The sequence below is a fragment of the Cellulomonas sp. P1_C4 genome (assembly GCF_056406355.1).
This window is the reverse complement of the sequence record NZ_JBFUAI010000011.1, coordinates 20,922-46,233: the sequence shown is the minus strand read 5'-3', so window position 1 is coordinate 46,233 and position 25,312 is coordinate 20,922. Positions and strand designations below refer to the sequence as shown.

At 72.7% G+C, this 25,312-nt stretch carries 24 protein-coding genes and 1 tRNA gene; 20 read left to right on the top strand and 5 right to left on the bottom strand.

The window, feature by feature from the left end; genetic code table 11:
* Positions 1–80 precede the first annotated feature (80 nt).
* The 3 genes from AC1DYZ_RS10305 to pdxR all read right to left on the bottom strand — a co-directional run bounded on the left by AC1DYZ_RS10305 (position 81) and on the right by pdxR (position 3,315).
* The gene (locus tag AC1DYZ_RS10305) at positions 81–818 is read right to left on the bottom strand and encodes a ParA family protein (protein WP_477065105.1); all 738 of its coding nucleotides are present in this window, start codon (positions 816–818) and stop codon (positions 81–83) included.
* 9 nt (positions 819–827) lie between these two features.
* A complete protein-coding gene (gene ppk2 / locus AC1DYZ_RS10300; protein WP_477065104.1) occupies positions 828–1,757 on the bottom strand; it encodes a polyphosphate kinase 2 in 930 nt (309 codons plus the stop codon).
* A 109-nt stretch (positions 1,758–1,866) separates the two neighbouring features.
* On the bottom strand, positions 1,867–3,315 hold the full coding sequence (gene pdxR, locus AC1DYZ_RS10295; RefSeq protein WP_477065103.1) for a MocR-like pyridoxine biosynthesis transcription factor PdxR: 1,449 nt from the start codon (positions 3,313–3,315) through the stop codon (positions 1,867–1,869).
* 73 nt (positions 3,316–3,388) lie between these two features.
* Here pdxR and AC1DYZ_RS10290 point away from each other — a divergent pair, with 73 nt between their 5' ends.
* A complete protein-coding gene (locus tag AC1DYZ_RS10290; RefSeq protein WP_477065102.1) occupies positions 3,389–4,375 on the top strand; it encodes an aldo/keto reductase in 987 nt (328 codons plus the stop codon).
* A 16-nt stretch (positions 4,376–4,391) separates the two neighbouring features.
* On the opposite strand, the gene AC1DYZ_RS10285 is transcribed toward AC1DYZ_RS10290, so the two are convergent.
* A tRNA-Arg gene (locus AC1DYZ_RS10285) sits at positions 4,392–4,464 on the bottom strand.
* A gap of 51 nt (positions 4,465–4,515) precedes the next feature.
* Positions 4,516–5,166, bottom strand: coding sequence for a FadR/GntR family transcriptional regulator (locus tag AC1DYZ_RS10280; RefSeq protein ID WP_477065101.1), 651 nt, complete (start codon positions 5,164–5,166; stop codon positions 4,516–4,518).
* Positions 5,167–5,282: 116 nt separating this feature from the next.
* Here AC1DYZ_RS10280 and AC1DYZ_RS10275 point away from each other — a divergent pair, with 116 nt between their 5' ends.
* From AC1DYZ_RS10275 to atpA, 19 genes are all read left to right on the top strand, one after another.
* Entirely contained in the window at positions 5,283–6,548 is a 1,266-nt protein-coding gene (locus AC1DYZ_RS10275; RefSeq protein ID WP_477065100.1) for an MFS transporter, read from the top strand.
* A gap of 30 nt (positions 6,549–6,578) precedes the next feature.
* On the top strand, positions 6,579–8,261 hold the full coding sequence (gene argS, locus AC1DYZ_RS10270) for an arginine--tRNA ligase (RefSeq protein WP_477065099.1): 1,683 nt from the start codon (positions 6,579–6,581) through the stop codon (positions 8,259–8,261).
* Entirely contained in the window at positions 8,258–9,613 is a 1,356-nt protein-coding gene (gene lysA, locus AC1DYZ_RS10265) for a diaminopimelate decarboxylase (protein WP_477065098.1), read from the top strand. Before argS ends, lysA begins: the two co-directional genes overlap by 4 nt.
* A gap of 93 nt (positions 9,614–9,706) precedes the next feature.
* Entirely contained in the window at positions 9,707–11,029 is a 1,323-nt protein-coding gene (locus tag AC1DYZ_RS10260) for a homoserine dehydrogenase (protein WP_477065097.1), read from the top strand.
* Positions 11,029–12,120, top strand: a complete 1,092-nt coding sequence (gene thrC, locus AC1DYZ_RS10255; protein WP_477065096.1) for a threonine synthase — start codon at positions 11,029–11,031, stop codon at positions 12,118–12,120. Before AC1DYZ_RS10260 ends, thrC begins: the two co-directional genes overlap by 1 nt.
* Positions 12,121–12,128: 8 nt before the next feature.
* Positions 12,129–13,079, top strand: coding sequence for a homoserine kinase (gene thrB, locus AC1DYZ_RS10250; RefSeq protein ID WP_477065095.1), 951 nt, complete (start codon positions 12,129–12,131; stop codon positions 13,077–13,079).
* Between the two features lie 278 nt (positions 13,080–13,357).
* Complete coding sequence (gene rho / locus AC1DYZ_RS10245) at positions 13,358–15,352, top strand: transcription termination factor Rho (protein WP_477065094.1); 1,995 nt, start codon at positions 13,358–13,360, stop codon at positions 15,350–15,352.
* A gap of 98 nt (positions 15,353–15,450) precedes the next feature.
* Positions 15,451–16,305, top strand: a complete 855-nt coding sequence (locus AC1DYZ_RS10240; RefSeq protein ID WP_477065093.1) for a PPK2 family polyphosphate kinase — start codon at positions 15,451–15,453, stop codon at positions 16,303–16,305.
* Between the two features lie 146 nt (positions 16,306–16,451).
* Positions 16,452–16,667 (top strand): 50S ribosomal protein L31, encoded by a 216-nt coding sequence (rpmE, locus tag AC1DYZ_RS10235; RefSeq protein WP_456823338.1) that lies wholly within the window; start codon positions 16,452–16,454, stop codon positions 16,665–16,667.
* Positions 16,668–16,778: 111 nt separating this feature from the next.
* A complete protein-coding gene (gene prfA, locus AC1DYZ_RS10230; RefSeq protein ID WP_477065092.1) occupies positions 16,779–17,867 on the top strand; it encodes a peptide chain release factor 1 in 1,089 nt (362 codons plus the stop codon).
* The gene (prmC, locus tag AC1DYZ_RS10225) at positions 17,864–18,751 is read left to right on the top strand and encodes a peptide chain release factor N(5)-glutamine methyltransferase (RefSeq protein ID WP_477065091.1); all 888 of its coding nucleotides are present in this window, start codon (positions 17,864–17,866) and stop codon (positions 18,749–18,751) included. The genes prfA and prmC overlap by 4 nt, the downstream gene beginning before the upstream one ends.
* Positions 18,748–19,398: an L-threonylcarbamoyladenylate synthase gene (locus AC1DYZ_RS10220; RefSeq protein WP_477065090.1), complete on the top strand. Its 651-nt coding sequence runs from the start codon at positions 18,748–18,750 to the stop codon at positions 19,396–19,398. Before prmC ends, AC1DYZ_RS10220 begins: the two co-directional genes overlap by 4 nt.
* The gene (locus AC1DYZ_RS10215) at positions 19,395–20,522 is read left to right on the top strand and encodes a glycosyltransferase family 4 protein (protein ID WP_477065089.1); all 1,128 of its coding nucleotides are present in this window, start codon (positions 19,395–19,397) and stop codon (positions 20,520–20,522) included. Before AC1DYZ_RS10220 ends, AC1DYZ_RS10215 begins: the two co-directional genes overlap by 4 nt.
* The gene (locus AC1DYZ_RS10210) at positions 20,519–21,001 is read left to right on the top strand and encodes a hypothetical protein (RefSeq protein WP_477065088.1); all 483 of its coding nucleotides are present in this window, start codon (positions 20,519–20,521) and stop codon (positions 20,999–21,001) included. The genes AC1DYZ_RS10215 and AC1DYZ_RS10210 overlap by 4 nt, the downstream gene beginning before the upstream one ends.
* A gap of 90 nt (positions 21,002–21,091) precedes the next feature.
* Positions 21,092–21,910 (top strand): F0F1 ATP synthase subunit A, encoded by an 819-nt coding sequence (gene atpB, locus AC1DYZ_RS10205; RefSeq protein ID WP_477065183.1) that lies wholly within the window; start codon positions 21,092–21,094, stop codon positions 21,908–21,910.
* 84 nt (positions 21,911–21,994) lie between these two features.
* Positions 21,995–22,204 (top strand): ATP synthase F0 subunit C, encoded by a 210-nt coding sequence (gene atpE, locus AC1DYZ_RS10200; RefSeq protein WP_370504580.1) that lies wholly within the window; start codon positions 21,995–21,997, stop codon positions 22,202–22,204.
* Positions 22,204–22,788 (top strand): F0F1 ATP synthase subunit B, encoded by a 585-nt coding sequence (locus AC1DYZ_RS10195; protein ID WP_477065182.1) that lies wholly within the window; start codon positions 22,204–22,206, stop codon positions 22,786–22,788. Before atpE ends, AC1DYZ_RS10195 begins: the two co-directional genes overlap by 1 nt.
* Entirely contained in the window at positions 22,788–23,600 is an 813-nt protein-coding gene (locus AC1DYZ_RS10190; protein WP_477065087.1) for a F0F1 ATP synthase subunit delta, read from the top strand. Before AC1DYZ_RS10195 ends, AC1DYZ_RS10190 begins: the two co-directional genes overlap by 1 nt.
* 81 nt (positions 23,601–23,681) lie before the next feature.
* Positions 23,682–25,310 (top strand): F0F1 ATP synthase subunit alpha, encoded by a 1,629-nt coding sequence (gene atpA, locus AC1DYZ_RS10185; protein ID WP_477065086.1) that lies wholly within the window; start codon positions 23,682–23,684, stop codon positions 25,308–25,310.
* The last annotated feature ends 2 nt before the right edge of the window (positions 25,311–25,312 follow it).

Below are 25,312 nucleotides of genomic sequence, written 5' to 3'. Positions count from 1 at the left end.
TCGGACCAACGTCTACCGCACCGGCGGGTTCGCCGCACTCATGTCTGCTGCGACACGTCCGGACGACGGCCGGGAACGCCCTACGCCTTGCGGACCTCGGCCCAGAGCTTCTCGTAGGCCTGCGCGACGCGGCTCGTCGGGTCGAACGCGGTCACGGGTGCCCGCCGCTCGGCCATCTGCTCGACGATCGACAGGGCCGGGATCTCAGTGCTCGCGATGCGTGCGCCGTCCCGGGAGATCGAGTCGATCACGTCGCGGTGCAGCCGCTTGCGACGGTCGACCATCGAGAAGAAGGCGACAAGGTTCGGGCGCGGCTTCTCGGACTCGGCGACGAAGCCCTTCAGCTGCTCGAACGTCCGCATCGACAGCGTCGCGGGGATCAGCGGCACCAGCAGGGTGTCGGCGGCGTGCAGGACGTTCTCGGACATCAGCGAGATGCTCGGCGGGCAGTCGAGGAACACGACGTCGTAGTCGTCGGAGAGGCTGGTCACCAGCTGCCGCAGCCTGCGGGTGCGCTTCTTGGCGTCGTCGAGCTCGAGGTCCATGTTGCGGTAGCTGAAGTCCGCGGGCAGCAGGTCAAGGTTGTCGAAGTCGGTCGACTTGAGCGCGTCCTCGATCGGGCGCTTCCCGGTGACGAGCGCGTGCCCGCCCCCCTTGACGCGCGGGCGGACCCGGAAGATGTAGGTCGCCGCACCCTGCGGGTCCAGGTCCCACAGCAGCGTGCGTCGCCCCTCCCGGGCCGCCAGGTGGGCGAGGTTCACGGCAGTGGAGGTCTTTCCCACGCCGCCCTTGATGTTGTACGACGCGAAAACCTTCACGGGTGCCTCTCAGTCGCCGACCGTCTGACGGCCGCGTTGGACGAGCAGTGGGTCGACCTGGCCGATGACGGCCTCGTCCTTGCCCTCGTAGGAGAACTGGCTGAGGAAGTAACGCATGGCGTTGAGCCGGGCGCGCTTCTTGTCGTTGCTGCGGATCGCGATCCACGGCGAGGGGTCGGTGTCGGTGCCCTCGAACATCGCCTCCTTCGCCGCGGAGTACTGCTCCCAGCGGTCGAGCGACTCGAGGTCCATCGGGGAGAGCTTCCACCGGCGGACGGGGTCGATCTGCCGGATCGCGAAGCGCGTGCGCTGCTCGCGACGCGTGACCCCGAACCAGAACTTGGTCAGGTGGGTGCCGTCGGCGACGATCAGCCGCTCGAACTCGGGGGCCTGGCTCATGAACGTCGCGTACTCGTCGTCGGAGCAGAAGCCCATCACCCGCTCGACGCCCGCGCGGTTGTACCAGGACCGGTCGAACAGCACGATCTCGCCGGCGGTCGGGAAGTGCTGGACGTACCGCTGGAAGTACCACTGGCCCTGCTCGGTGGTGGTCGGCTTGGTCAGCGCCACCACGCGTGCCGCACGCGGGTTCAGGTGTTCCATGAACCGCTTGATCGTGCCGCCCTTGCCGGCCGCGTCCCGGCCCTCGAACACCACGATGTGGCGCTCGCCGTTGTCCTCCGCCCAGTACTGCAGCTTGAGCAGCTCGACCTGCAGGCGGTACTTGGCCTCCTCGTACTCCTCGCGATCCATCAGCTCGTCGTAGGGGTAGTCCTCGCGCCAGGTCTCGACCGCCTTGCCGCCCGGGTCGATGAGGACGGGGTCCGCCCCCTCGCCGCCCGAGACCGTGTAGCCCTCGGCCACGAGGCGGTCGATGTACTCGCGGAGGTTGTCCTCCGCCCCGGGGTGGTATCCGTCGAGATCCAGTGTGGAGTCCATCGTGTCTTCCTGTCGGGGCGGGCCGCCTGCGACTGTAGCGACGTTGCGCCGGGGGGACCACGCCACCCGCGGCAACGCGGTAATCCTCTCAGCGCACCGACGGCACCGGCTATGACTCGGCAGGCTCGCGAGCGCCCGACGACGCCGCCTCGCCGACGGCCGCGGCGACGCGGGCCACCGCCTCGTCCAGCCGCGCGTCGACCAGGTTGCCGTACCCGACGACGAGCGCCGGGGGGCGGGCCGTGGCCCCGACGCGGTAGCGACCTGCCGGCACCACGCGCACGTCGCGTCGCGCAGCCAGCCGGGCCACGCGGTCCTCGTCGACTCCGGGCGGCAGCCCCAGCACGACGTGCAGACCCGCGGCGAGCCCCGTCACGGGCCGGCCGGGCAGCCATCGCTCCAGCGCGGCGAGCAGCGCCGCCCGGCGGCGCCGGTACCGAGCGCGGGCCGCACGCAGGTGCCGGTCATAGGCGCCGTCGGCGAGCAGTGCCGCGCAGGCGAGCTGGTGCAGCGACGGCGGAGCGCTCGCGTCGACGTCGAGCCCCGCGCGCGCGGCGGGGACGTCGTCAGGAGGGACCAGCCACCCCACGCCGAGCCCCGGAGCGAGCGTCTTGCTCCACGAGCCCAGCAGGGCGACGCGGTCGGGCGCGAGCGCGCGCAGGGCCGCGACCGGGCGGCGGTCGTAGCGGAACTCGGCGTCGTAGTCGTCCTCGACGATCACTGCGTCGACGGAGCGGGCCCATCGGACGAGGGCCTCGCGCCGCGCCGGGGCGAGCGCGGCACCGACCGGGAACTGGTGCGAGGGGGTCACCAGCGCGGCGCGAGCGCCGGTGCGCTCGGCCGCCGCCACGAGCGCGTCGATGTCCACCCCGTCCTCGTCGACCGGCACCGGCACGGGGCGCAGGCCGGCGGCAGCGGCGACGTCGCGCAGCCGCGGCCAGCTCGGGTCCTCGACGAGCAGAGCATCGTGGCCCGCAGCGCGCAGGGCTCTCGCCAGGCGCGTCATCCCGTCCGCGGCGCCGTGCGTCACGACGACGGAGTCCGCGTGGACGAGCACCGCACGCGTCACGGTCAGTCGATCGGCGAGCGCCCGTCGCAGCGAGGGCACACCGCGGGGGTCCGGCGCGACGAGGTCGCCAGGGGTCGCGGACGCGACGGCCGTGCGAACTGCCGAGACCCAGGCCGCACGCGGCAGGTGGCGCACGTCCGGGACGCCCGGCCCGAGGTCGAACGCAGGCCGCGGATGGATCTCCTGGTCGGAAGCTCGGGTCGGCGGGAGGGTGGGCCACGACGTGGACGCGACGCGGGTGCCCGCGCCCGTGCGAGCGTCCAGCACGCCCTCGGCCACGAGGCTCCCGTACGCCTGCGTGACCACCCAGCGCGAGACGCCCAGGTCGCGGGCCAGTGCCCTGCTCGGCGGCACCGGGTCGCCGGGGAGGAGGCGCCCCTCGCGCACCGCCGCACGCAGTGCCTGCTCGAGCGCGACGTGGACCGGCTGGCCGCCCTGGAGGGTGACGAGCGCGTCGCCGACCCATCGATTGGTCTGGTCGTCCGCCACAGGAATGGACCGTACTCCCGGTCCGCTGCGTGCCTAGCGTCGGATCTGTCACCAGATCCACGAGGAGAACACCATGCAGCAGCGCACCATCGGCTCCGGCCCCAGCTCCACCGACGTCAGCGTCCTGTGCCTCGGCACCATGCACTTCGGCACGCACACCCCGCGCGAGACCGCCTTCGACGTCCTCGACCGCTTCGTGGATGCGGGCGGCACGTTCCTCGACACCGCCAACAACTACAACGCCTGGGACGAGGGCGGCCAGGGGCACGAGAGCGAGGACGTGATCGGCGCCTGGCTGGCGTCGCGCGGCCTGCGGGACCGCGTCCGCATCGCGACGAAGTGCGGCGCCGCCAAGAAGGACCCGGCGCTGCCCCTGTCGAACACACCGCCGACGAACTTCCAGGGCCTGGGCGCCGAGACCATCCACCGCGAGGCCGCGACGAGCCTGCGACACCTGGGCGTCGACCGGATCGACGTCCTCTACGGGCACGTGGACGACCGCGACACCGCCCTGGAGGAGACGGTCGGAGCCTTCGGCAAGCTCGTGGCCGACGGGGTGATCGGCGTGCCGGGCATCTCCAACGTCACGACGTGGCGCGTCGTCGAGGCCCGCGAGACGGCCGCGCGCCTGGGTGTCGAGCCGTACGGCCTCGTCCAGCAGCAGGGCAGCTACGTGTACCCGAGCCCGACGCCGTTCCGGTCCGGCTGGGTGTCCGGCGACCTGCTCGACTACGCCGCGTCCACCGGCGTCGACGGCCGCCCGCCGCTCGCCGTGACCGTGTACTCGCCGCTGCACCAGGGGGCGTACACGCGCGCCGACAAGTCGCTGTTCGGCGGCGCCGACCACCCGAGCAGCCGGCGTCGGGTCGAGGTGCTGCACGAGGTCGCGCGCGACGCCGGCGCCACGGCGAACCAGGTCGCCCTCGCGTGGCTGCTCGGTGGGCCGACGCCCGTCATCCCGATCGTCGGCGCGCACACTGTCGCGCAGCTCGACGAGTCGTTGGGCGCGCTCGACCTCGTGCTCGATGACGAGCTGCGTTCCCGGCTCGACGAGGCCTGACGAGCTGCAGTGAGTGTGCCCGCGAAAGGACTCGAACCTTCGACCTTCTGCTCCGGAGGCAGACGCTCTATCCACTGAGCTACGCGGGCGGGCACACCGACCCGGGGGTCGATGCGGTGCACGACACTACCAGCCGTCGCTCACTCGCCCAGCAGCGCGGACAGGTATCGCGTGGTCTCGCTGGCGGCCCGGCCGTCGTCGCCGGCGACGATCGCCTCGACCAGGGCGTCGTGGGCGTCGTGCCCGTGGGTGTCGGTGACGAAGTTGAAGCGGATGTTCTCGCCGATCGCGTCGAGCAGGTTCTCGTAGAGGGAGACGAGGACGGGGTTGGCGGTCGCGCGGACGATCGCGCGGTGCAGGTCGAGGTCGGTGGCCACCATCGCGTCGAGGTCGCCCGCCTGGTAGGCGGCCGCGCGCTCGTCGCGACGCCGGAGCAGGCCAGCGGCGTCCGCCGCCGTGCGGCGTCGGGCGGCCAGGCGGCCRGCCTCGACCTCGAGGGCTCGGCGCACCTCGACGACGTCGCGCTGCCGGGCGTCGGCGATGTGCCGGCCCATGGTCACCGCGAGCTCAGAGCGCGACAGCACGTAGGTGCCCGAGCCCTGGCGGCGCTCGAGCAGGCCCGCGTGGACGAGAGACTGCACAGCCTCGCGCACCGTGTTGCGGCCGACGCCGAGCAGGTCCACGAGGGCAGGCTCGGGCGGGATCCGGGACCCCACCGGCCACTGCTCCGACTCGATCCGGCCGCGGAGCTCGTCCACTGCGGTGTCGATCAGTCCGGTCCGTCGCGCCATCCGGTTACGCTCCGTGTCCAGGCATGCGGTGCAGTCAACACTGGCGGGTCGGCCGGCGCCAGACCCCCATACGGATGATCTGTGGGCCCGCGCCGACGCCGAGCAGAGAGGTGCCCGTGCCCCCGTCGACCCCCTCGCCCGCGCCCTGGCGCGGCCGGCTCGTCGTCCTGGCGGGCATCGTCCTCGTCGGGCTCAACCTGCGCATCGCGGTGGCGGCGGTCTCGCCGATCATCGGGGTGGTTCGCGAGGACTTCGCGCTCAGCGCGACGCAGGTGGGGCTGCTGGGCACCATCCCCGTGGCGGCGTTCGCGGTCTTCGGCTCGCTGGCCACGCCGCTGGCCCGCCGCCTGGGCCTCGAACCGACGATGATCCTCGCGCTGCTGCTCTCCATGAGCGGGGAGCTCCTGCGGGCGCTCGCCGACGGGGCACCGGCGTTCCTGGCGTGGTCGGTGGTCGCGCTCGGGGGCCTCGGCATGGGCAACGTCCTGCTCCCGCCGCTGGTCAAGCGGTACTTCCCCGACCGCATCGGGACGGTCACGGCGGCGTACTCGGTGGCGATGTCCGTCAGCGCGGCGGTCCCGCCCCTGGTGGCGCTGCCGGTGGCGCAGGCCGTGGGCTGGCGCGTGTCGGTCGGGATGTGGGCGGTCCTCGGGTTCGCGACCGTCGTGCCGTGGGTCATCGTGATCGCGCAGTCCGTGTCGGCGCGCTCGCACCTGCGCATCCTGGTGCGACGGGCGCAGCCCCGAACGAGGACGGACCGGCCCGCGGCGCTGGAGCGCGCCGGGGCGGAGGAGAGCCGGATCGTGTGGCGCTCGGGGCTTGCCTGGGCCCTGGTGCTGACGTTCTTCGCCAACACCACCTGCACCTACGTGCTGTTCGCCTGGCTGCCGGAGATCCTGGCCGACGCCGGCCTCGGCGCCGACGTGGGCGGCCGGTGGCTGGCGGTCTTCGCGATCCTCGGCCTGCCGGCCTCCATCGTCTCGCCCGTGCTCACCGCGCGGATGCGCAACCCGTACCCGCTGGTGGTCGGCTTCGTCGCGTGCTGGGTGGTCGGACTGCTCGGCCTGATGCTCGCTCCCGCGCACGGGACGGCGGTGTGGATGGTGCTGGTCGGCATCGGGCCCGGGTCGTTCCCGATCATGCTCGCGCTCATCGGCCTGCGGTCGCGCACGCCCGCGATCGCCGTGGCGCTGTCCGGGATGGTGCAGGGCGTCGGGTACGGGCTCGCGGTCGTCGGACCGGTGGGCATCGGCGTCCTGCACGTCGCGACGGGCTCGTGGCGGGAGCCGTTCCTCGTGCTCCTCGGCCTGGTGGCCCTCCTGCTCGTGGCGGGCTGGTTCGCCTGCCGGCCGACCATGCTCGGCCCTGAGCCCGCTGCATAACCGCTCCCGGCGGCTCGGTACCCTTCTCCGGTGACTCCCGCCCAGCTTTCCGAGGCCCTCAAGGCCGCCCTCGTGCACGCCGTCGACGACGGCACGTTCGCCCTCGACCCCGCCGCGATCCCCGCGACCGTGCACCTCGAGCGACCCCGGCAGCGCGAGCACGGCGACTGGGCGACCAACGTGGCGATGCAGCTGGCGAAGAAGGCCGGCACCAACCCGCGCGCGTTCGCGGAGGAGCTGGCGCGCCGCCTGACCAACACCCCCGGGGTGTCCGAGGTCGAGGTGGCCGGCCCCGGCTTCCTCAACATCCGGCTCGAGGCGTCCGCCGCCGGCGAGCTCGCCCGCTCGGTCGTCGAGCAGGGCGCGCAGTACGGCCAGAACGAGACGCTGGCCGGCGTCTCGCTCAACCTCGAGTTCGTCTCGGCCAACCCGACCGGCCCGCTGCACATCGGCGGCGTGCGCTGGGCGGCGGTCGGCGACAGCCTCGCCCGCGTGCTCCAGGCGTCCGGCGCATCCGTCGCCCGCGAGTACTACTTCAACGACCACGGCGCGCAGATCGACCGCTTCTCGCGCTCGCTGCTCGCCCGCGCGCTGGGCCAGGACGCGCCCGAGGACGGCTACGGCGGCCAGTACATCAGCGAGATCGCCGAGCAGGTGGTGGCCGACGCCCTGGCCGCCGGCGAGCCCGACCCGCGCACGCTGCCTGCCGACGAGGCGAACGAGGCCTTCCGAGCGCGCGGCGTCGAGCTGATGTTCGCGGAGATCCGCACGTCCCTCGAGGACTTCGGCGTCCACTTCGACGTCTACTTTCACGAGGACTCGCTGCACGAGTCGGGCGCCGTCGACCACGCGATCGCCCGGTTGCGCGAGCTCGGCCACATCTTCGAGGCCGACGGCGCGGTGTGGCTGCGCACGACGACGTTCGGCGACGACCGGGACCGCGTGATCATCCGGTCCAACGGCGAGGCCGCCTACATCGCCGGCGACATCGCCTACTACCTCGACAAGCGCGAGCGCGGGTTCGACCGCGTCGTGATCATGCTCGGGGCCGACCACCATGGGTACATCGGTCGGATGATGGCGGTCTGCGCCGCGTTCGGCGACACCCCCGGGGTCAACCTCGAGATCCTCATCGGGCAGCTGGTGAACCTGGTCAAGGACGGCGCACCCGTCCGGATGAGCAAGCGCGCCGGCACCGTCGTCACCATCGACGACCTCGTCGACGCCGTGGGCGTGGACGCGGCCCGGTACGCGCTGGCGCGCTCGTCGGCGGACTCGAGCATCGACCTCGACCTGGACCTGCTCACGCGCGCGACCAACGAGAACCCGGTGTTCTACGTCCAGTACGCCCACGCGCGCACGTCGAGCGTGGCCCGCAACGCGGCCGACGCCGGCGTGCGCCGCGAGGACGGCTTCGACGCCTCGCTGCTCGACCACCCGAGCGAGTCGGTGCTCATCGGCCAGATCGCGGAGCTCCCGCGGGTCGTCGCGCAGGCTGCCGAGCTGCGCGAGCCACACCGCGTCGCGCGCTACCTGGAGGAGCTCGCCGGGTCGTACCACAAGTGGTACGACCAGAAGCGCCGCGTGGTCCCCGAGGGCGACGAGCCCGTCACCGACGCGCACCGCACCCGGCTGTGGCTCAACGACGCCACCCGCCAGGTCCTCGCGAACGGGCTCGGCCTGCTCGGCGTCACCGCCCCGGACCGCATGTGACCACGTACATCCCCGGCGAGCCCTGGTCCGCGGGCGTCGCGCGGGGTGCGGACGGCATCGTGAGCGTGGCCGGCGTCGACGTCCGGACGCTCGCGGCCGAGCACGGCACCCCCGCCTACGTCCTCGACGAGGCCGACCTGCGCGCCCGCGCCCGGGGCTACCGCCGCGCGTTCGAGACGGCGTTCGCCGAGATCGGCGCCGGCGTCGACGTGTACTACGCGGGCAAGGCGTTCCTGAGCGTCGCGGTCGCGCGCTGGGTGCACGAGGAGGGCCTGCGCGTCGACACGGCGACGGGCGGCGAGCTCGCCGTCGCGCTGCGTGCCGGCGTCCCCGGGGCGGACATCGGCCTGCACGGCAACAACAAGTCGGACGCGGAGATCGCGCGCGCGCTCGACGCCGGCGTCGGCCGGATCATCGTCGACTCGCTGGTCGAGATCGAGCGGGTCGCCGACGCCGCGTCCGTCGACCGTCCCGCACCCGTGATGGTCCGGGTGACCACGGGCGTGCACGCGGGCGGCCACGAGTACATCTCCACGGCCCACGAGGACCAGAAGTTCGGCCTCTCGATCGCGTCCGCGGAGGGCGACAGCCCGGCCATGCGCGGGCTGCTCGCCGTGCTGGCGAGGCCCGAGCTGCGGCTGCTCGGCATCCACTCGCACATCGGCTCCCAGATCCTCGACCCGTCGGGCTTCGAGGTCGCCGCGCGTGCGGTGCTCACGCTGCGCGCCCAGCTGGCCGAGCGGACCGGCGTGCTGGTCGACGAGGTCGACCTCGGCGGCGGCTACGGCATCGCCTACCTGCCCGGGGAGGTCGCGCTCGACCCCGACCGGATCGCCAAGGACGTCGCGGCCTCCGTCGCGGCGAGCGCCTCCGAGCTCGGCACCCCGCTGCCGCGGTTCTCCATCGAGCCCGGCCGCGCGGTCGTCGGGCCCGCCGGCCTCACGCTCTACACAGTCGGCACGGTCAAGCCCGTCCGGATCGACGACGGCCGCACCCGCACGTACGTCTCGATCGACGGCGGCATGAGCGACAACATCCGGCCCGCTCTGTACGGCGCGCAGTACCACGCGGAGGTCGTCGGTCGGCTCGCGAGCGGCGACACGGTGCTCGCGCGCGTCGTCGGCAAGCACTGCGAGAGCGGCGACATCCTCGTGCACGAGGTGCAGCTGCCCGCCGACGTCCGCGCGGGCGACCTGCTGGCGGTCGCCGCGACGGGCGCCTACGGGCGGTCGATGGCGTCCAACTACAACCACGTCCCGCGCCCGCCGGTCATCGCCGTCGCGGACGGAACCTCCCGTGTCCTGGTCCGCCGCGAGACCGAGGACGACCTTCTGGCGCTCGACCTCGGCTGACCCGGCTCACCGGTCGGACCGCGCGTCCCACGGGTCGGGACGCACCCCTATCCTGGGGGCGCTCCCGCCCGACCCGATCAGGAGGTGCGTCCCGTGCCCTCGCCCGTGCCCGCCCACCCGCCCCTGCGCGTCGCCGTCCTCGGCTGCGGCGTCGTCGGCACGGAAGTGGTGCGGCTGCTCACGACGCAGGCGTCGGACCTGGCCTCCCGGGTCGGCACGCCGCTCGAGCTGGTCGGTGTCGCGGTCCGCGACGTCGACGCCCCGCGGGACGAGATCGTCGACCGCGCGCTGCTGACCACCGACGCCGAGTCGCTCGTCGAGCGCGCCGACGTCGTGGTCGAGGTCATGGGCGGGATCGAGCCCGCCCGGAGCCTGCTGCTGCGGGCGATCGCGGGCGGCGCGTCGGTGGTCACCGCCAACAAGGCCCTGCTCGCGCAGGACGGTCCCACGCTCTACGCGGCTGCCGACGAGGCGGGCGTGGACCTGTACTTCGAGGCCGCCGTCGCCGGTGCCATCCCGATCGTGCGCCCGGTGCGCGAGTCGCTCGCGGGCGACCGCGTGACGCGCGTGCTCGGGATCGTCAACGGCACCACCAACTACGTGCTCGACAAGATGGCGTCGGAGGGCCTGGATCTCGACCAGGCGGTCAAGCAGGCCCAGGCGCTGGGCTACGCCGAGGCGGACCCGACAGCCGACGTCGAGGGGTACGACGCCGCGGCCAAAGCGGCGATCCTCGCGTCGCTCGCGTTCCACACGCGCGTGTCCATCGACGACGTGTCCCGCGAGGGCATCACGTCGCTGACGGCCGACGACGTCCTGTGGGCGCAGCGCACCGGCTACGTCCTCAAGCTGCTCGCCATCGCCGAGCGCGGGTCCGCCGATGGTGTCGAGGGCGTGCAGGTCCGCGTGCACCCCGCGCTCGTGCCCGTCGGCCACCCGCTGGCCGGCGTCCGCGGCGCCTACAACGCGGTGTTCGTCGAGGCCGAGGCCGCCGGCGAGCTCATGTTCTACGGGCGCGGCGCGGGCGGGGAGCCCACGGCCTCGGCCGTCCTGGGCGACGTCGTCTCCGTGGCCCGGCACCGCGTGCTCGGCGGCAAGGGCCCCGTCGAGTCCCGGTACGCCGAGCTGCCCGTGCTGCCCGCGGCCGCCGCGCGGACCCGGTACCAGGTCCGGCTCGAGGTCGCGGACCGCCCCGGCGTCCTCGCGACGGTGGCCGCCGTGCTGGCGTCGCACGACGTGTCGATCGAGGCCGTCCGCCAGTCGCCGGTGAAGGAGACGCCCGACGCCGACTTCGCGCGCCTGGTCATCACCACGCACGTCGCTCCCGAGCACGCCCTGCGCAGCACCGTCGACGCCATCGCCGGCCTCGACGTCGTCCGACGTGTCGTGTCCGTCCTGAGAGTCGAGGGAGCCTGATGGCCCACCAGTGGCGCGGCGTCATCGCCGAGTACGCCGACCGCCTGCCCGCGCACGTCCAGGAGCGCATCGTCACGCTGGGGGAKGGCGGCACGCCGCTCGTTCCGTCGCCGACGCTCTCGCAGCGCACCGGCGCCGAGGTGTTCATCAAGGTCGAGGGCATGAACCCGACCGGCTCGTTCAAAGATCGCGGCATGACGACGGCGATGTCGGCGGCGGCCGGTCGCGGCGCCAAGGCCGTCGTGTGCGCGTCGACCGGCAACACCTCGGCGTCGGCCGCGGCCTACGCCACGCGCGCGGGCATGGTCTGCGCGGTGCTGGTGCCGGACGGCAAGATCGCGATGGGCAAGCTGAGCCAGGCCGTCGCGCACGGCGCGACGCTGCTGCAGGTCGACGGCAACTTCGACGACTGCCTGGTCGCGGCCCGCAAGCTGGCCGAGGCGTACCCGGTCGAGCTGGTGAACTCGGTCAACCCCGACCGCATCGAGGGCCAGAAGACGGCCGCGTTCGAGATCGTCGACGCGCTGGGCGACGCCCCGGACATCCACGTGCTGCCCGTCGGCAACGCCGGCAACATCACCGCGTACTGGAAGGGCTACCGCGAGTACGCGGGCCTCGACGCGGGTGCGTCCCACGCGGCCGGTGCGACGAAGACCCCGATCATGTGGGGCTTCCAGGCCGCCGGCGCCGCCCCGCTCGTCAAGGGCCACCCGATCGACCACCCCGAGACCATCGCCACGGCGATCCGCATCGGCAACCCCGCGTCCTGGCACCAGGCCGAGGAGGCGCGGGACTCGTCCGGCGGCCTCATCGAGGCGGTCACCGACGAGGAGATCCTCGCCGCGCACCGCGTGCTGTCGGCCGAGGTCGGCATCTTCGTGGAGCCCGCCTCGGCGTCCGGCGTGGCGGGCCTGCTGCGCCTGAGCGACGAGGGCCGCGTGCCGGCCGGCGCGAGGATCGTCATCACGGTCACCGGGCACGGGCTCAAGGACCCGCAGTGGGCGCTTCGCACGCCCGACGGCGGCGACGTCGTGCCGGTGCGTATCTCGTCGGACGTGGTGTCCATCGCCACCGCCCTCGGCCTGGACTGAGGCTCGCGATGCGCCTGGGTGCGGACCACGTCCGCGTCCGCGTCCCCGCCACCAGCGCCAACCTCGGACCGGGGTTCGACGCGTTCGGCATCGCCCTCGGGCTGTACGACGAGCTCGAGGTGCGGGCGCTCGCCTCGCCGGGCGTCAAGGTGGAGGTCACGGGGGAGGGGGCCGGGCAGGTTCCCGACGACGAGCAGCACCTGGTGATCAGCTCGCTGCGGGCCGCCCTCGACCTGGTCGGCGCGTCGCAGACCGGCCTGCACCTGGTGTGCCACAACCGGATCCCGCACGGCCGCGGTCTGGGCTCGTCCGCCGCGGCCGTGGTCGCCGGCATCGTCGCGGCCCGCGGGCTGATCGCGGACCCCGACGCGCTGTCCGACGACGTCGCGCTGGACCTCGCGGCACAGATCGAGGGCCACCCCGACAACGCCGCGCCCGCGGTGCTCGGCGGCGCGACCCTCGCCTGGCGCGACGACCGGTTCCGGGCGGTCGACCTCGCGGTGCACGCCGACGTGGCGCTGCTCGCGGTCGTCCCGCCGCACCACCTGTCCACGAAGGCCGCCCGCGGGGTCCTCCCGGCGACGGTCCCGCACGCCGACGCCGCGTTCCAAGCCGGACGGGCAGCGCTGCTGGTCGAGGCCCTGGGCCGGCGCCCCGAGCTGCTGCTCGCCGCCACGCAGGACCGGCTGCACCAGGAGTACCGGCGCGCGGTGATGCCGGGCTCGCTCGCGCTCGTGGACGTCCTGCGGGCCCGCGGCGTCGCTGCGGTCGTGTCCGGTGCGGGCCCGACGGTCCTGGTGCTCGCGCGGCGGCTCGGGAACACGAACCCCGCCGGCGGCGTTGTGGCGACCGACGCAGACGATGCCGTGCGCGCCGCGTTCGGCGGCGCCATGGGGGGCTGGCAGATCCTGCCGCTCCCGGTGGATCGCGAGGGTGCGACCGTCCTGCGGGTGGGTTGACCGGGTGAAGTACAGCCAGGTCGTTCACCCGGGAGGGTGGCCGAGCCGACAGTGATAACATCGATGCGTTCCCCGGATCTCGTCCTCCGGTGGCCCGCGTCGTCAGTGACCGGCCGCCTCAGAGTGAGTAGACGATCCGGGAACGATCCAGCCCACCGCGCGCAGACGTCGTCGTACGCAGCGCGTGTGGCTCCAACACCGTCTCGGTCACCGCGACCGGACGTCGGCCGATCCCCGTCTCATCGGGTCCCGGCCACCGACGAGGGGAAGGGTCCTTCGTGACAGACACCATCGAACCCGCCGTGAGCACCACCGGCGGGTCCGCCCGCAGCGCCGGGATCTCGGCGCTCCGCCTGCCCGAGCTGCAGGCGATGGCGTCCGAGCTGGGCGTCAAGGGCACGTCCAAGATGCGCAAGGGCGACCTCGTCCAGGCCATCTCGGACGCCCGCGGCGGCTCTCGGCCGCAGGCCCTCGAGCCGCGCCGTGCCGAGACCGTGGCGGTCGCCGACGCCCCCGCGCGTCGCGGGCKCGCGCCGCGCACCGAGGCGCCCCAGCTCGACCTGACGGTCGACGCCCCCGCCACCTCGCAGGAGCGTCCCGCGCGTGCCCCTCGCGGCGACGCGCTGGCCGGCCTCGAGGCCGCGCTCGACGCCAAGCTCGCACCCGTCGAGCACCGCGACGACCGCGCGGCGCGTGCCGCCGACGCCGTCGGCGGCGTGACCGGGGAGCGGCGTTCGCGCCGGGCCGGCCGCGGCGCCGGAGCCCCGCAGGGCGACGAGGCCGACCGCGCCCAGACCAACGGCCAGCCGACCCAGGCCAACGGCCAGGAGCGCCAGCAGCGCGACTCCCAGCAGGGCGAGCGCCAGGGCAGCCAGCAGCGCGACGCCCAGCAGGGCGCCCGTCAGCAGGGCGGCAACGTCCAGCAGGCCAACCCGCAGCAGGGCACCCAGCCGCGCCGCGACCAGGACGAGGACGGCCTCGACGAGCGCGGCGGTCGTCGTCGGCGCTCGCGTGACCGCTATCGCGACCGTGACCGCGACCGCAAGGGCCGCGGAACCCGCGGACGCCCGGGACCCGGCGAGCTCGCCGGCCTGGACGACATCGAGGTCAACGACGACGACGTCCTGCTCCCCGTCGCCGGCATCCTCGACCTGATGGACAGCTACGCGTTCGTCCGCACCACCGGCTACCTGCCCAGCGCGAACGACGTGTACGTCTCGCTCAACCAGGTCAAGCGCTACGGCCTGCGCCGCGGCGACGCCGTCACCGGCGCCGTGCGCCAGCCCCGCGAGGGCGAGCAGCCGCCGCCGGCGCAGGGCAACCGGCCCAGCAAGTTCAACGCGCTGGTCCGCCTCGACTCGGTCAACGGCCTGGAGCCGGACGGCGCCCGCGTGCGCCCCGAGTTCAACAAGCTCACGCCGCTGTACCCGCAGGAGCGCCTGCGCCTCGAGAGCGACTCCGGCAAGCTGTCGCCGCGCGTGATCGACATCGTCGCGCCCATCGGCAAGGGCCAGCGCGGCCTCATCGTCGCGCCCCCCAAGGCCGGCAAGACGATCATCATGCAGCAGATCGCGAACGCGATCACGACCAACAACCCCGAGGTCCACCTCATGGTCGTGCTCGTCGACGAGCGCCCCGAAGAGGTCACGGACATGGAGCGGACGGTCAAGGGTGAGGTCATCGCCTCGACCTTCGACCGCCCCGCCTCGGACCACACGATCGTCGCCGAGCTCGCCATCGAGCGCGCCAAGCGCCTGGTCGAGCTGGGCCAGGACGTCGTCGTGCTGCTCGACTCGCTGACCCGCCTCTCGCGGGCCTACAACCTGGCCGCACCGGCGTCCGGGCGCATCCTGTCGGGTGGTGTCGACGCCTCGGCGCTCTACCCGCCCAAGCGGTTCTTCGGCGCGGCCCGCAACATCGAGCACGGCGGCTCGCTCACCATCCTCGCCTCGGCGCTGGTGGAGACGGGCTCCAAGATGGACGAGGTCATCTTCGAGGAGTTCAAGGGCACCGGGAACATGGAGCTCCGGCTCTCCCGCGGCCTGGCCGACAAGCGCATCTTCCCGGCGGTCGACGTCAACGCGTCGGGCACCCGCCGCGAGGAGATCCTCATGCCGCACGACGAGCTGAAGATCATCTACAAGCTGCGCCGCGTGATGGGTGCGCTCGACCAGACCCAGGCCATCGAGCTGCTCATCGGCAAGCTCCGCGAGACCAAGTCGAACGTCGAGTTCCTGCTCCAGGTGCAGAAGACGACGCCCGGCAGCGACTGACCTGACCTGCGCACGGCCCCGTTCCCCGGTCAGGGGAGCGGGGCCGTCGTCGTCCCGCTACCGTGCACTCGTCCGCTGCGCACCCAGGAGGCGTTTCGATGGCGAAGTCGTGGAGCACACCCCCGCGCGAGGTCCTGCGCGTCAGGCCCGGGTACGACCTGGCGAGAGCGGACCTGTCCGCGACGCCGGGCTGGGAGCATAGCGAGGAGGCGGCCGACAAGCGGCTGGTCGCCGACGGGGAGCACCTGAGCGACGCGCAGGAGCGGCTCTTCGCCCAGGGCCGCGCGGGTGGCAACCGCTCGGTGCTGCTGGTCCTGCAGGGCATGGACACCGCGGGCAAGGGCGGGATCGTCCGGCACGTGCTCGGCCTGGTGGACCCGCAGGGCGTCCAGCTGCACTCCTTCGGGGTGCCGACGGAGAAGGAGCGGTCGCAGCACTACCTCCAGCGCATCCGCGAGGCGCTGCCCAGCGGCGGGCACATCGGGGTGTTCGACCGGTCGCACTACGAGGACGTGCTGGTGGTGCGCGTGAACAAGCTGGTGCCGCCCGAGGTGTGGGAGCCGCGGTACGACGAGATCAACGCGTTCGAGCAGGAGGTCGTCGACTCGGGCACGGTGATCGTCAAGGTGGCCCTTCTCGTCTCGCCCGAGGAGCAGAAGGCCCGGCTGCGCGAGCGCCTGGAGCGCCCGGACAAGTACTGGAAGTTCAACCCCGGCGACATCGACGAGCGGGCCAAGTGGCCGGCGTACCGCGAGGCGTACCAGGCCGTCCTCGACCGCACGAGCACGGAGCACGCGCCGTGGTACGCGGTGCCGGCGGACAACAAGTGGTACGCGCGGCTGGCCGTCGGGCGCCTGCTGCGCGACGCACTCGAGGGCCTGCACCTCGGTTGGCCGCCCGCGGACTTCGACGTCGAGGACGAGCTGGCCAGGCTCGACGCGCAGAAGTTCTGAGCGCGCGTGACGTACTTCATGGAGCGAGCGCCCGGGATGATTTCGGGCGGTCCCGCTGTTCTGGCACAATGGTTCGCTGGTCTGCGGTTCACCGGCGCCGTCTCGCGCGTCCGGACCCGGAGACATCCACCCGAGGAGAAGTTTTCGTGAAGGCTGACATCCACCCCGCGTACGTCCTGACCGAGGTCACCTGCACCTGTGGCAGCACCTTCGTCACGCGTTCGACCGTGACCTCCGGCAAGATCCACGCCGACGTCTGCAGCGCCTGCCACCCGTTCTACACGGGCAAGCAGAAGATTCTCGACACCGGTGGCCGCGTGGCCCGGTTCGAGGCGCGGTACGGCAAGAAGGCCGCCAACTAGCACTCCCGCAGCGCCGGTGCCCGGCGCGGACGACCGCCCTCCATGGCGGTGTCCGCGAGGGCACCGGCGCTGCGTCGTTGTCGGAGCCCGATCGAGCCAGAGGACACGAGGATGAGCGAGGCATTCGCCGCCGCCGAGCCGCTGCTCGCCGAGCACGCGCAGATCGAGGCCCAGCTGGCCGACCCCGCGGTGCACGCGGACGCCGCGAACGCGCGCAGGCTGGGCCGCCGGTACGCCGAGCTGGGCCGGGTCGCGCAGGCGTACACCGCGTGGCGGGCGGCGGCCGACGACGCCGACGCCGCGGCCGAGCTGGCCGAGGTCGACGAGAGCTTCGCCGCCGAGCTGCCGAGCCTGCAGGAGGCCGCGAACGCGGCGTCCGCGCGGCTGCGCGAGGTCCTCATCCCGCGCGACCCCGACGACGCGCGTGACGTCATCCTCGAGGTCAAGGCGGGGGAGGGCGGCGAGGAGTCGGCGCTGTTCGCCGCGGACCTGCTGCGGATGTACACGCGGTACGCCGAGAAGATGGGCTGGGCGACGCAGCTGCTCGGCGCCACCGAGTCGGACCTCGGCGGCTACAAGGACGCGCAGCTGGCGATCAAGGCCCGTGGGACGGTCGCTCCCGAGGACGGGGTCTGGGCGCACCTGAAGTACGAGGGCGGCGTGCACCGCGTCCAGCGCGTCCCCGTCACCGAGTCGCAGGGCCGCATCCACACCTCCGCGGCCGGCGTCCTCGTGTTCCCCGAGGCCGAGGACGAGGCCGAGGTCGCCATCGACGCGAACGACCTGCGCATCGACGTGTACCGCTCCTCCGGCCCGGGCGGGCAGTCGGTCAACACGACCGACTCGGCCGTCCGCATCACGCACCTGCCCACGGGCATCGTCGTGTCCATGCAGAACGAGAAGTCGCAGCTGCAGAACCGGGAGGCCGGCATGCGCGTGCTGCGCGCCCGGATCCTGGCCGCTCGCCAGGAGGAGGCCGCCGCCGCCGCGAGCGAGGCGCGCCGGTCGCAGGTCCGCACGGTCGACCGCTCCGAGCGCATCCGGACGTACAACTTCCCGGAGAACCGCATCGCCGACCACCGCACGGGCTACAAGGCGTACAACCTCGACACCGTCCTGGKCGGCGAGCTGGGGCCCGTCGTGCAGTCCGCGATCGACGCCGACGAGGCCGCGCGCCTGGCCGCCGCGGGCGACTCATGACCGGACCCGACATGCGCGCGCTGGTCGAGGGCGCGACGCGGCTGCTCGCCGAGGCGGGCGTGCCGTCGCCGCGGCACGACGCGACCGCGCTGGCCGCGCACGTGCTCGGGCAGGAGCGGCTCGAGCTCGCTCTGGCGCCGCCGGTACCCGACGGCTTCGCGGAGCAGTTCGCGGGCCTGGTCGAGCGTCGCCGCCTGCGCGAGCCGCTGCAGCACCTCGTCGGCACCACCGGGTTCCGCTACCTGACCCTGCTGGTCGAGGCGGGGGTCTTCGTCCCACGGCCGGAGACCGAGGTGGTCGCGCAGGTCGCCATCGACGAGGCGGCCCGGCTCACCGACCCGCTCGTCGTCGACCTCTGCTGCGGCGCCGGCGGCATCGCCGTGGCGGTGGCCACCGAGGTCCGGGGCGCCCGGGTCGTCGCGGTGGACCTGTCGCCCGAGGCCGTGGACCTGACGCGGCGCAACGCCGAGCACAACGGCGCGACCCTGCGCGTCGAGCACGGCGACGTCGCCGACCCGACGCTGCTGAGCGCGCTCGACGGCACGGTCGACGTGCTCGTCGCCAACCCGCCCTACATCCCGCCGGACGCCGAGCCGGTGGACCCCGAGGTGCGCGACCACGACCCCGACCTCGCCCTCTACGGCGGCGGCCTCGACGGCCTGGAGGTGCCGCGCGCGGTCCTGCGCGCCGCCGCGCGGCTGCTGGTCCCCGGCGGACTGCTGGTCATGGAGCACGCCGAGGTGCAGGACGCCGCCGCGCGGGCCGACGCGCTCGCCACCGGCGCATTCGTCGACGTCGAGTCCCGACCGGACCTCACCGGCCGCCCCCGGATGCTCGTCGCGCGCCGGGCCGCCCGTCTCCACGTGACAGACTCGGCGCCGTGAACGACCGGATCACCCCCGCGAGCGACCCCACGACCTGGGGCCCCGCGCTCGACGAGGCGGTCAACGCCCTGTCGCGCGGGGGCCTCGTCGTGCTGCCGACGGACACGGTCTACGGGATCGCCGCCGACGCCTTCACCCCGCCCGCCGTGCAGGCGCTCCTGGACGCCAAGGGCCGGGGCCGACAGATGCCCCCGCCGGTGCTCATCCCCGACGTGCGCACGCTCGACGGCCTGGCCACCGACGTGCCCGCGGGCGCGCGGGCCCTGGCCCAGGCGTTCTGGCCGGGCGGGCTCACGCTCATCGTCCGCGCGCAGCCGTCGCTCGCCTGGGACCTGGGGGAGACCCGCGGCACGGTCGCGCTGCGCGTCCCCGACCACGAGACCGCCCTGGCGCTGCTGCGCCGCACGGGTCCGCTCGCGGTCTCCAGCGCCAACACCACCGGCTCGCCCGCGGCGGTCACGGCCCAGCAGGCGTACGACCAGCTGGGCGACTCCGTGGCGGTCTACCTCGACGGCGGCGACGCCCCGGGCCAGGTCGCCTCGAGCATCGTCGACGCCACCGGTGCCACGCTGCGGCTGGTCCGGGCCGGCGCGCTGAGCCTCGAGCAGCTGTGCGAGGTCACCCCCGTCGAGGGGACCACCGCGTGAGGGTCTACCTGCTCGCCCTCATGATCTCGGCGACGGTCGCGTACCTCATGACCCCCGTGGCCCGGTGGTGCGCGCTGCGCTGGGGGGCGATCACCGCGGTCCGCGACCGGGACGTGCACGCCATCCCGACGCCGCGGCTGGGCGGCATGGCCATGTTCGCCGGCATCCTCGTGGCGATCATCATGGCGAGCCGGCTGCCGTTCCTCGAGGGCGTGTACTCCAACCCTCGGCCGCTCGTCGGCATCGTCGGTGGCGCCGCGATCGTGTGTGCCCTGGGCGTGGCCGACGACATCTGGGACCTCGACTGGCTGACCAAGCTCATGGGCCAGGTGCTCGCGGGAGGGTTCCTGGCCTGGCAGGGCGTGCTGGTCTACCAGCTGCCGACGGGCAGCATGCCGACCCTCGGCTCGACCCGGATGGCCATGTTCCTCACGGTGCTCACCGTGGTCATCGCGATGAACGCCGTGAACTTCGTCGACGGCCTGGACGGGCTCGCGGCCGGGGTGCTGGCCATCGGCGGGACCGCCTTCTTCCTCTACGCGTACCTGCTGACCGAGGGCGCCAACCCGGGCGCCTACGCCAACGCCAACCTGGCCACGCTCGTGCTCGCGGTACTGGTGGGCGCGTGCATCGGCTTCCTGCCGCACAACGTCTACCCGGCGCGCATCTTCATGGGCGACTCCGGGGCCATGCTGCTCGGCTTCGTGTTCAGCGCCGCGGCCATCGTCGTCACCGGGCAGATCGACCCCGAGCAGGTGCTCCAGCGGCAGCGGTTCCCCGCGTTCCTGCCGATGCTCCTGCCGTTCGCGGTGCTGCTGCTCCCGCTGCTCGACATGGGGCTGGCGATCATCCGCCGCGTCGGCGCCGGCAAGTCGCCGTTCCACCCCGACCGCATGCACCTGCACCACCGGATGCTGCAGCTCGGCCACTCCCACCGCCGTGCCGTCGCGATCATGTACGTGTGGACCGCGGTGTTCGCCTTCGGGGTCGCCGCCCTCGTGCGCTGGTCGACGACCGTGGTGCTCATCGCTTTCGGCGCAGCCGTGCTCGCCGCCATCCTGCTGACGCTCGGGCCGCTGCGCGGCCGGGCCGCCACACCGCCTCTGGAGGCTGCACCACGATGAGCACGACCCCCTCTTCGACCGACCTCGTCTTCCGCCAGGCGTTGCGGGACATGCTCCTGCTGCTCAGCGTCCTCACGGTGGCCGGCGTGCTCGTCGGCTACCTCGTCGACGGCCTGCCCGGGGTCTGGGGTGCGCTGATCGGCGTCGGCGTCGCGCTGCTGTTCTCGGGGACCACCGTGATCTCGGTCCAGCGCACCACGCACTCGGCGCCCGCGACCATGATGGCGGTCATCCTCGGCGCCTGGCTGGTGAAGATCATCGTGGTGATCGTGCTGCTCGTGGCCCTCAAGCCGCTCGACTTCTACAACCCGCAGGTGCTGGCGATCGTCATGCTCCTCGGGGTCATCGGGTCGGCCGTCCTGGACGCCCGCGCGGTGTCGCGCGGACGGGTCGGGTACTTCGAGCCGGCGGCGGGTCAGGCACCCTCCCAGGGGCCGTCGGGCAGCGCTGGAGCGGGTCCGGACCAAGCCGGTTCATAGGTTAGGCTTCCTCCCATCCAAGACGGCCCGACGCCGTGCTCGTGCCCGCACTGATGCGGCACTCGGCGCCCACGACCACAGGAGACCGCCCTGTTCAGCCTTGCGACGATCCTGCCGCTCGCCGCGGAGGAAGACGGTAGCGGGGGCTTCCACGCCCCGTCGCTCATCGACTTCTTCCCGCCGGCCATCTTGTTCGAGGGCACCCCGTTCGAGATCAACCGGATCATCCTGGTCCGGTTCGTCGCCGTCATCGCGCTGCTGCTGGTGTTCGTTATCGGCGCCCGGCGCGCGAAGCTGGTCCCCGGCCGTTTCCAGAACGTCCTCGAGATGGGCCTGGACTTCTGCCGCAACTCGATCGCGTACGAGATCCTCGGCGAGAAAGAGGGCAAGAAGTACGTCCCCATGATCACGACGATCTTCTTCGCCGTGCTCGTCTTCAACATCACCGGCGTGATCCCGTTCCTCAACATCGCGGGCACCTCGGTGATCGGCCTGCCGATCATCTTCGCGCTCTGGGTCTACGTCGTGTACCAGTACGAGGGCGTCAAGAAGTTCGGCGTCGGTGGGTACCTCAAGCACAGCCTGTTCCCCCCGGGCGTCCCGTGGCCGATCTACATCCTGCTGACGCCGGTGGAGTTCCTGCAGGTCTTCATCCTGCGGCCCGCCACGCTGGTCATCCGGCTCCTGGCCAACATGCTCGCGGGTCACCTCCTGCTGGCGCTGTGCTTCGCCGCCACCTCCTTCCTCCTCTTCGAGGCTTCGGCCGGTCTCAAGGCCTTCGGCGTCGTGACCTTCGTCGCCGGCTTCGGGTTCTTCCTGCTCGAGGTCTTCGTGGCAGCCCTGCAGGCGTACGTCTTCGCGATCCTCACGGCCGTCTACCTGCAGATGGCGACCGTCGAAGATCACTGATCGAACCCGCGACGGCCTGATCCCCGGGTCGTCGCCCGCAAACGGACGCGCCGAGCGGCGCGCAGATGAAAGGAACCAGATCCAGTGGAAATCACCGGTCTCGCCCTCGTCGGCTACGGTCTCGCGGCTATCGGCCCCGGCATCGGCCTCGGCATCCTGTTCGGCAAGACGATCGAGGGCATGGCGCGCCAGCCTGAGATGTCCGGCCAGCTGCGCTCCACCATGTTCATCGGTCTGGCGTTCATCGAGATCCTCGCTCTGCTCGCCATCGCCACGCCGTTCTTCTTGAAGTGATCACCGCGCAGCTCGTCGCTGCCGCGCACAGCGTGGCGGCGGCCACCGAGACGGAGGACATCAACCCCCTCCTGCCGGAGACCTACGACATCGTCTGGTCCCTGGTCATCGTGGTGATCATCGGCCTCGTGTTCATCAAGTACGCCCTGCCGAAGTTCCAGGCGATCCTCGATGAGCGCACGGAGAAGATCGAAGGCGGGCTGCAGCACGCCGAGGCTGCCCAGGCCGAGGCCGCTGCTCTGCGTGCCGAGTACGAGCAGCAGCTCGCCGACGCCCGCACGGAGGCCGCCCGCATCAAGGAGGCCGCCCGCGCCGAGGGCGGTGCCATTGTCACCGAGCTCAAGGCGAAGGCAGCATCCGAGGCGGCGCGCACGGTCGAGACGGCCCAGCGCCAGATCGAGGCCGAGCGTCAGCAGGCGGCGGTCTCGCTGCGTGCCGACGTGGGTGCGCTCGCCACCGACCTCGCCTCCAAGATCGTCGGCGAGTCGCTCGAGGACGCCGCGCGGCAGTCGCGCGTGGTCGACCGCTTCCTGGCCGACCTCGAGGCGTCCACGGCAGCGACGAGCGCAGGCAAGGAGAACTGATGCGCGGCACGAGTCTGGCGTCCCTGTCCGCGGCACAGGTCCGGTTCGAGCCGGTGCTGGCCGCGGCGGGCACGCAGGCGATCACGCTCGGCGAGCAGCTGTTCGCCGTCGTGGACGCGCTGGACTCCTCGGGCTCGCTGCGGCGGACCCTGTCGGACCAGTCCATCGAGTCGGGCGCCAAGGCCGGCCTGGTGGCGGGCGTGCTCGCCCGGTCCGACAAGCGCGTCGTCGACGTGGTGACCCTGCTCGCGCAGGCGCACTGGTCGTCGGCCGAGGACCTGGTCGACGCCGTCGAGCGGCTGGGCTTCGACGCCCTGCTCGTGTCGGCGCAGGCCGGCGGCCAGCTCGAGCGGGTCGAGGACGAGCTGTTCCGCATCACGCGGTCGCTCGTCGGCCAGCGCGAGGTGCGGCAGGCGCTGTTCGACCCCCGGGTCCCCGGCGACAAGCGCGCCGACCTCGCGGAGAACCTCCTGCGGGGCAAGGTCGCCGACGCCACCCTCGCGGTGGCCCGGCGCGCGGCGGAGGCCCCCCGCGGTCGCCGCTTCGTCGCGACGCTCGGCCACGTGGCCGATCTCGCAGCCGCGCGTCGTGAGCGCCTCGTGGCGTCCGTGACGTCGGGCAGCGAGCTCTCGCCCGCCCAGCTGGAGCGCCTCGGCAGCATCTTGCAGCAGGCGTACGGGCAGGACCTGCAGCTCAACGTGACCGTGGACCCCGAGATCCTCGGGGGACTGCGCATCCAGGTGGGCGCGGACGTGGTCGACTCGACCGTGCTCGCCAGGCTCGCCGACGCACGACGACGACTTGCCAGCTGAGTATCGGCCCCAGGCCGGCCCCTTGAACGACGTGTACGACACTTTGACCGCCCGACCGGCGGTCGCGACAGGAGAAGAGCAATGGCTGAGCTGACGATCCGGCCGGACGAGATCCGGGCCGCGCTGGACAGCTTCGTGAAGTCCTACGAGCCGACCGGCGTGGTGTCCGAAGAGGTCGGCCGCGTGACGCTGACCGCCGACGGCATCGCGCAGGTCGAGGGACTCCCGGGCGCGATGGCGAACGAGCTGCTCCGCTTCGAGGACGGCACGCTCGGCCTCGCGCTCAACCTCGACGTCCGCGAGATCGGCGTCGTCGTCCTGGGCGAGTTCACCGGCATCGAGGAGGGCCAGGAGGTCCGCCGCACGGGCGAGGTCCTCTCCGTCCCGATCGGTGACGGCTACCTCGGCCGCGTCGTCGACCCGCTGGGCCAGCCGATCGACGGCCTCGGCGAGCTGAAGACCGAGGGCCGCCGCGCCCTCGAGCTGCAGGCCCCCGGCGTCATGCACCGCAAGTCGGTCGACGAGCCGCTGCAGACCGGCCTCAAGGCCATCGACGCGATGATCCCGATCGGCCGCGGCCAGCGCCAGCTCATCATCGGCGACCGCCAGACCGGCAAGACGGCGATCGCGATCGACACGATCATCAACCAGAAGGCCAACTGGGAGACCGGCGACCCGAAGCAGCAGGTCCGCTGCATCTACGTCGCCATCGGCCAGAAGGGCTCCACCATCGCCGCCGTCCGCGGCGCCCTGGAGGAGGCCGGCGCGCTCGAGTACACGACCATCGTCGCGGCCCCCGCGTCCGACCCGGCCGGCTTCAAGTACCTCGCGCCCTACACCGGCTCGGCCATCGGCCAGCACTGGATGTACCAGGGCAAGCACGTCCTCATCGTCTTCGACGACCTGTCCAAGCAGGCCGAGGCCTACCGTGCCGTGTCGCTGCTGCTGCGCCGCCCGCCGGGCCGCGAGGCGTACCCCGGTGACGTCTTCTACCTGCACTCCCGCCTGCTCGAGCGTTGCGCCAAGCTCTCCGACGACCTGGGCGGCGGCTCGATGACGGGTCTGCCGGTCATCGAGACCAAGGCCAACGACGTGTCGGCGTACATCCCGACCAACGTCATCTCCATCACGGACGGCCAGATCTTCCTGCAGTCGGACCTGTTCAACGCCGACCAGCGCCCGGCCGTCGACGTGGGCATCTCGGTGTCCCGCGTCGGTGGCGCCGCGCAGGTCAAGGCGATGAAGAAGGTCTCCGGCACGCTGAAGCTGGACCTCGCGCAGTTCCGCTCGCTCGAGGCGTTCGCGATGTTCGCGTCCGACCTCGACGCGGCGTCCCGCGCGCAGCTGACCCGTGGCGCCCGCCTCATGGAGCTGCTCAAGCAGGCGCAGTACTCGCCGTACCCGGTCGAGGACCAGGTCGCGTCGATCTGGGCCGGCACGAAGGGCAAGCTGGACGACGTCCCGCTGGCCGACGTCCGCCGGTTCGAAACCGAGCTGCTCGACCACCTGCGCCGCAACACCGAGGTCCTGTCGACCATCGCGTCGACCGGCAAGCTCGAGGACGACACCGAGAAGGCTCTCGGCGACGCGATCGACGAGTTCCGCAACGGGTTCCTCGTGGGTGACGGCTCGACGCTGGTCGGCTCCGTCGACGACGGCGCCGAGGTCGAGGTCGAGCAGGAGCAGATCGTCCGGCAGAAGAAGGGCTGACC